The organism is Nocardiopsis lucentensis DSM 44048 (genome assembly GCF_000341125.1).
GTDB lineage: Bacteria > Actinomycetota > Actinomycetes > Streptosporangiales > Streptosporangiaceae > Nocardiopsis > Nocardiopsis lucentensis.
Window position 1 is genome coordinate 1 of sequence record NZ_ANBC01000263.1, and the last position, 6420, is coordinate 6420.

The following is a 6420-nucleotide window of genomic DNA, read 5'->3' on the forward strand; positions in this document are numbered from 1 at the left end:
CGGGGGTGACCGGTCTGCTGGGCCGCAACGGAGCCGGCAAGACCACCCTGTTGCGGTGCCTGGCCACCGATCTGGAGGCCAGCCGGGGCGAACTGCGGCTGCTGGGCCGCGACCCCGGCCGCGCCCCCGAGCGAACCGAGATCCGGCGCCGCCTGGGGTACCTACCGCAGAACCCCGAGTTCTACCCGCACTTCACCGCGTTCGGCCTGGTGGACTATGTGGCGGTCCTCAAGGAGATGGGCGGGCGCCGCGAACGCCACGACGAGGTGCGGCGCAACCTGGACCGGGTGGGTCTGTACGACCGCCGCCACAGCCGGGTGCGCCGCCTGTCCGGCGGGATGCGGCAGCGACTGGGGCTGGCCTGCGCCCTCCTCGGCGACCCCGAACTGCTGCTGCTGGACGAGCCCACCATCGGTCTGGACCCGGAACAGCGGATCCGCTTCCGCGACCTGGTCTCGGAGCTGGCGACCCGCAGCACCGTCGTCCTGTCCACCCACCAGATCGAGGACGTGGCGGCGCTGTGCCGCCGTGTCGTCTGCCTGGACCGGGGGCGTGTGGTCTTCGACGGCACGCCGGGCGACCTGGTGGAACGGGCGAAGGGCCGGGTCTGGGTACAGCGCGAACGCCCTCGGAGGGGAGTGACCACCTGGCGGCTGGCGGACGGCCGCCACCGCGTGCTCACCCCCGACGGGACGGAACCGTCGGGCGCGGACGGCGAGCGTGTCGAGGTCGATCCCACCCTGGAGGACGCCTACCTCCTGCTCACCGGTGTGGAACAGGGCGCCCGGTGAGGCGCGCCGTCGCCGTGACGCGGCTGACCGCCCTCAACGCCACGCGGATCGCGGCCAACCCGCTGCTGTACGTGGGGCTGGGAGCCACCGCGCTGTTCGCCCGCCACGCCCTGGGGCTCTTCCCCTACACCACCGCTCTGGACGTGCAGAACTCGATGGAGACGGCGGGGATCTTCGTCGCGGCCGTGATGTTCGTGGTGACGACCTTCCCCGCGGTCCGCGAGGCGCGTTACTCGCGGGTGTTCGTCGCCCCCGTGAGCCGGACCGAACGGCTGTGGTCCCTGCTGGCCGCGGCCGCCCTGGTGACCCTGGTCTCCCAGGCGGGCGTGGCCGCGGCCTGCCACTGGTTCGCCGACGGCCCCACGCACGGGACGGTGAGCCCGTACGCCCGCGCCGCGCCCTTCGTCCTCGCCCTGTGCGGTCCCACCGCCTCGGTCGCGGTGGCGGCGTGGACCCGCTCCTACGCCCAGCTGATCATCCCCGTGGTGCTCGTCCCGGCCTACTACCTGTACATGGGTACGGCGCTGAGCTCGATCGGTCCGCAGGTGGTCCACCGGGTGGAGAACCTGGCCCTCATCACGCTGGATCCGTTCGAGACCAGGTCGCCCCAGATCACGGTGCTCTCCCTCCTCTACCTCGTCTACCTCCTGCTGGTGTTCGGGGCGCTCGTCTCGGTCGCGCTGGCGGCGCGCCCGCGGCGGGGCCCGGCACGGGGCGCCGCGATCGGGGCGGCCGCCGTGTTCCTCTCCGGAGCGGTGGCCGCCCCCGCGTACGCCAACACCGCCTACGGGTGGGAGCACCGCTTCCCGGACGACGCCCTGTACGGCGGGGAGGACACCGAGTGCCAGGTCAGGGAGGGGATCACCTACTGCCCGCTGCCGGGGTTCGAACCGTGGGTGGACAGCTGGCACGAGGCGCTCAGCGCCCCCGTGGAAGTGCTGCCGGAGCGGGCCCGGGACGGACTCCCGGTGGTCTGGCAGGACGGTGGGGGCTTCACCCGCGCGACGGACTTCCCCCAGGAGCGCGGCATCAGGGTGTTCGTGTTCGGCGGCCCCGAGGACGCCTTCCTTCGGCTCGACCTGCGAAACCAGGTGTCCCGGTCGGCCTTCGGGCTGCGTGCGGAGTTCGAGGGCCCGTGCTGGGCCACGGGACAGGCCCGTCTCCCCCTCATGTACTGGCTGACGACGGTCGGCGCCGAGACCGTGACCGAGGGCGATGACCCGGTCCGGCAGACCGGCTACCACCTCGCCTCCTTCGGCCCCTCGGCGACCGACCTGGAGGTGGCGCGCGCCTTGGAGGAGACGCCCTCCGCACGGGTCGCGAAGATCCTGGCCGAACACTGGGAGGTGCTCACCGCACCGGAGACGCCCACGACCGACCTCGCGGAGCTGATCGGCCTCCCGCTCACCACGGACGCGAACCGGGTGGCCACCGCGACCGACTGGCACGAGCGCTACCCCCGATACGCCTTCGACCCGGAGTACGACCTCCCGATGGAGTCCGCGCCCACCTGCGCGTGACGGCGCCCCCTGTCGAGCCGGCCCCCGGGACGCCGCCGGTAGGTGACCCAGGTGACGGCGGCGCACAGGAGGTAGAAGGCGGAGAAGAGGACGAAGGCCGGGACGGCCGAGTCCATCCTGCCGAAGGACTCCCGCAGCGCGAGGTTGACCGCCACCCCGCCCAGGGCGCCGACCGCGCCGATCAGCCCGAGCAGGGTCGCCGAGGTCCGGTTGGTCTCAGCGCGCGCCCGCTCGGGGGAACGGCCCGCCGCCATCAGGTCCTGGGCCCGGGCGGCGTAGACGGCGGGGATCATCTTGTAGGTCGACCCGTTGCAGAGCCCGGTGAGGGCGAACAGCACGGCGAACACGGCGGTGAACAGCCCCACCTCAGACCAGGCCAGAGTCGGCACGACCAGGACTCCGGCCAGGGCCATCCCGAGAAAGGCGAGGATCGTGACGCGGGCTCCGCCGAGCCGGTCCGCGAGCCATCCGCCGAGCGGGCGGACCAGGGAGCCGACGGCCGGGCCGAGGAAGGCGATCGAGGCGGCCTCCAGGGGTTCTCGGCCGAACTCGCTCTGAAGCAGGACCCCGAACGCGAAACCGAAGCCGATGAACGAGCCGAAGGTGCCGACGTAGAGCAGCGAGAGGATCCAGAAGTGGCGTTCCCGCAGCGCGCGCACCTGGTCCCGGACCCGTGCGCGCGCGGGTGCCAGGTTGTCCATGAACCGCCATGCCACCCAGACCCCCAGCAGCAGCAACGGCAGGGAGAGGGGCGGCNGGAGCGGCAGGGAGCGCCCGGCGTGGACGCCCAGGACGGCGAGTACGGCCAGACCGAGGAACTGCACCGTGGCCACGCCGATGTTGCCGCCCCCGGCGTTCAGCCCAAGGGCGAGGCCCTTGTGGTGTTCGGGCCAGAAGTGATTGATGTTGGCCATGGAGGAGGAGAAGTTCCCTCCTCCCAACCCCGCCGTCGCCGCCAGGGCGAGCAGGACGGGGTAGGGCGTCTCGGGGCGGGAGACGAGGACGGCCGCGACCACGGTGGGCACCACGAGTAACGACACTGAGACCACGGTCCACGTGCGCCCGCCCACCAGGCCCGTGGCCAGCGTGTAGGGCACCCGGAGCACGGCGCCCGACAGCGCCACGGCCGAGAGCAGGAGGAACTTCTGCTCGGCGGTGAGCGAGAACCCGGCCTGGGGTGTCATGAACAGGACGAGTACCGACCACAGGCTCCACACGCAAAAGCCCAGGTGTTCGGTGAAGATCGAGGACCACAGGTTCCGGCTGGCCACGGACAGACCGGTCCGTTCCCAGAAGGCGGAGTCCTCGGGGTCCCAGCGGTCGATCCAGCGCGGACGGCGGTCGCGTACTTCGCGGTTCACGGGGGTTCCTCTCGCGGGGGTGCGCGGACGCCGCCGACGCTAGAAAGGCGCCGTTGCCCGGAGACTGCCCGTCGGTGACGCCCCCGCTACGGGCCACTCACCCGTGCGCGGTCCCGTGGTGAGTTCGGACACCCGTCTGTAGTCGGGACATTCCGGTCAGCCCGGGGCTGGTTAGGATGGCATCCGTGAACACTCACCGGCACCGCGTGCTTCCCCCTCCGTGCGCCTGAACGGGCGCACGGACCGAGCCTGACCCACCCGACGTCCCCTGCTCGAGGGCCGGGACGTCCCTCGTCGCGCGCCCGTCGCCGATCCCCGATCCATCGACGACGGAGAGTTCACGACCGTGCCGAACCACACCACCCTGCCCGCGCGGCGCCGCATGGCCCGCGGCCCCCTGCCCGTCCTGGGCGCCGCCGTCCTGTGGGGTACCACGGGCACCGCGAGCTCCCTGGCCCCGGACGGCGCCCACGCCGCGGCCATCGGGGCGGCGGGACTGACCCTGGGCGGTCTCCTGCTGTTCCTGACCGGGCGCGGGTCGCTGGCCCTGGTCCGCGCCACCGACACCCGCACCCGGTGGGTACTCGCCCTGGGCGCCCTCGCGGTCGCCGGATACCCGCTGTCCTTCTACCCCGCGGTCGACCAGGCCGGGGTCGCGGTCGCGACCGTGATCACGCTGGGCAGCGCACCGGTGTTCTCCGGGCTGCTGGCCTGGTGGACCGAACGGGTGCGCCCCACCCGCCGCTGGTCGGCGGCCACCGTGGCCGCCGTGGCCGGATGCGCGGTCCTCGTGTTCGGGTCCGAGGCCGCAGGAGACGGCGCAAACGCCGCAGGCGTGTTCCTGGCCCTGACCGCGGGGGCCTCCTACGCGCTGTACGCGGTCATCGCCGGGGCGCTGATCCGGCGAGGCCACCCGTCCGGCGCGGTGATGGGCGCGCTGTTCGCCGGTGGCGGGCTGGTCACGCTCCCGGTCCTGCTGTCGGCCGACACCGCGTGGCTGGCCACGGCCAGCGGCGCGCTGGTCGCCCTGCACCTGGCGATGCTCACCGTGTTCGTCGCCTACCGGTTGTTCGGGATGGGACTGCGGCACACCCCGGCGTCGGTGGCCACGACCCTGACGCTGGCCGAGCCCGCCGTCGCCGCCCTGCTGGGCGTGGTCGTGGTCGGCGAACGCCTGTCCGCGGCCTCCTGGGCGGGGATGGCGGTGCTCGCGCTGGGGCTGGTGATCCTGCGGGCGCCCGAACCGCGGCGTCAGGGGCCGTCCGGGCCCGGGGGACGCGCCCCGGGCCCGACGGCCGCGCGCGGTGGCGGCGCACCGGATCGGTAGGCTCGCGCGCATGGGTGAGGCGTGGGACGCGGTCGCGTGGTCGGAACTGGAGCACAACCACGGGTCCGCGGAGGACGTGCCGGACCTCCTACGGCGGTGCGCGGCCCCGGACCCGGACGACGCCGACGAGGCGGCGTTCGACCTGTTCGACCACCTGTTCCACCAGGGCGGGTGGATCTGCCCCGCCGCCTCGGCCGCGCTGCCGTTCGTGGTGCGCCTGGCGGCCTCGCCGCACGTCCCGGCGCGGGACACCCTGATGGAACTCGTCGCCCGACTGGTGTCGGAGTCACGCCTGGTGGAGGAGGGGTTCCTCGATCCCGCCTGGCCCGCCGCGTGGGAGAAGGCCCTGCCGGAGGTGCTGGACCTGCTCCGGGATCGGCAACCACGCATCCGGCGGGCGGCGGCTGAGGTGGTCAGGGAGTGCGCCGACCCCGGCGAGGCCGTACTGGAACCGCTGCTGCGCTGTTGGGAAGCGGAGACCGACCCCGTCACCCGCCTCGACCTGCTCCTCGCCCTGGGCGCGGCGGCGCAACGGGAGCCGGTCGGTGAGCACGGCGGGCGGGTGCTGGCCCTGTTGAACGGGTTGCTCGACGCACCGGACCCCCAGTCCCGACTGGCGGCCGTCCACGCGCTCGCGCCCGGGGACCCCGATCTGCCCACCCGGAAGCTGGAACAGGTCCTGACGGCACTGCGGGATGCCAGCGTCGGGATGTGGCGGCACACCACGCTCGAGTGCGGTGCGCGCGGTCTCCAGCTCCGGACGGCGGGTCTGCTGACCCCGCCGTCCACCGCCTACGCGCTGGGGCTGCTCGCCGACCACCCCGACGAGGAGCAGCGGGTCGGCGGTCTGGCCCACGCCGCCGAGGTCCTCGGGGAGTGGCGCTCCCCAGTACCCGACCTGCTGCCCGCGATCGCCGCGCGACTGGACGACCCGACCCCCGAGGTCCGGTACCGGTCCGTCGAACTCCTGGCCTGCCTGGGCACGGCCGCCGCCCCGTACGCCGACCGGGTCGCCGCCCTGCTCGACGACCACGCGGTCCGGGGCACACGGGTGGGGCAGACCGTGGGTGAGGCGGCCCTGTGGGCGCTGGCCCGCCTGAACGACCCGCGCTGCACGCCCGGACTCATCGACTCCCTGCACGCCGAGCGGTCGGGGTTCTCCCGGGCCTTCGACCACTACCCCGCCTCGCCCCACATGGCCGTCCTGCCCGCCCTCCCGGAGGTGCTGGCCCGGCTCCCGGAGCACGTCGACGCGCTGCTGCCCGCCGTACGCGAGCTGCTGCTGTCCAGCTCCGACCAGCAGAAACGCGCCTCGTTCTGCGAGACGCTCGACGTGTGGGGCGCGGCGTCCGCTCCGGCCCTGCCGGAAGTCCTCGACCTGCTGGCCGATGGCGATGAATGGGCCGTGCGAGCGGCGGGGG

The 6420-nt window shown here is 73.6% G+C and carries 4 protein-coding genes and 1 pseudogene; 4 read left to right on the forward strand and 1 reads right to left on the reverse strand.

Annotated features, from left to right (window positions below):
• Both D471_RS0108995 and D471_RS0109000 read left to right on the forward strand, forming a co-directional pair.
• On the forward strand, positions 1–791 hold a 791-nt coding region (locus tag D471_RS0108995; protein WP_017598318.1), incomplete at its 5' end, for an ATP-binding cassette domain-containing protein.
• Entirely contained in the window at positions 788–2311 is a 1524-nt protein-coding gene (locus D471_RS0109000) for a hypothetical protein (protein WP_017598319.1), read from the forward strand. The genes D471_RS0108995 and D471_RS0109000, both read left to right, overlap by 4 nt.
• Here D471_RS0109000 and D471_RS0109005 read toward each other — a convergent pair.
• Positions 2245–3672, reverse strand: coding sequence for an MFS transporter (locus D471_RS0109005; RefSeq protein WP_017598320.1), 1428 nt, complete (start codon positions 3670–3672; stop codon positions 2245–2247). The genes D471_RS0109000 and D471_RS0109005 overlap by 67 nt on opposite strands.
• Positions 3673–4018: 346 nt before the next feature.
• On the opposite strand from D471_RS0109005, the gene D471_RS0109010 reads away from it, so the two are divergent.
• Together D471_RS0109010 and D471_RS0109015 are read left to right on the forward strand one after the other, a co-directional pair.
• The gene (locus tag D471_RS0109010; RefSeq protein WP_017598321.1) at positions 4019–4999 is read left to right on the forward strand and encodes a DMT family transporter; all 981 of its coding nucleotides are present in this window, start codon (positions 4019–4021) and stop codon (positions 4997–4999) included.
• A gap of 10 nt (positions 5000–5009) precedes the next feature.
• Positions 5010–6420 (forward strand): annotated as a pseudogene (locus tag D471_RS0109015) (HEAT repeat domain-containing protein); the annotation flags it as partial.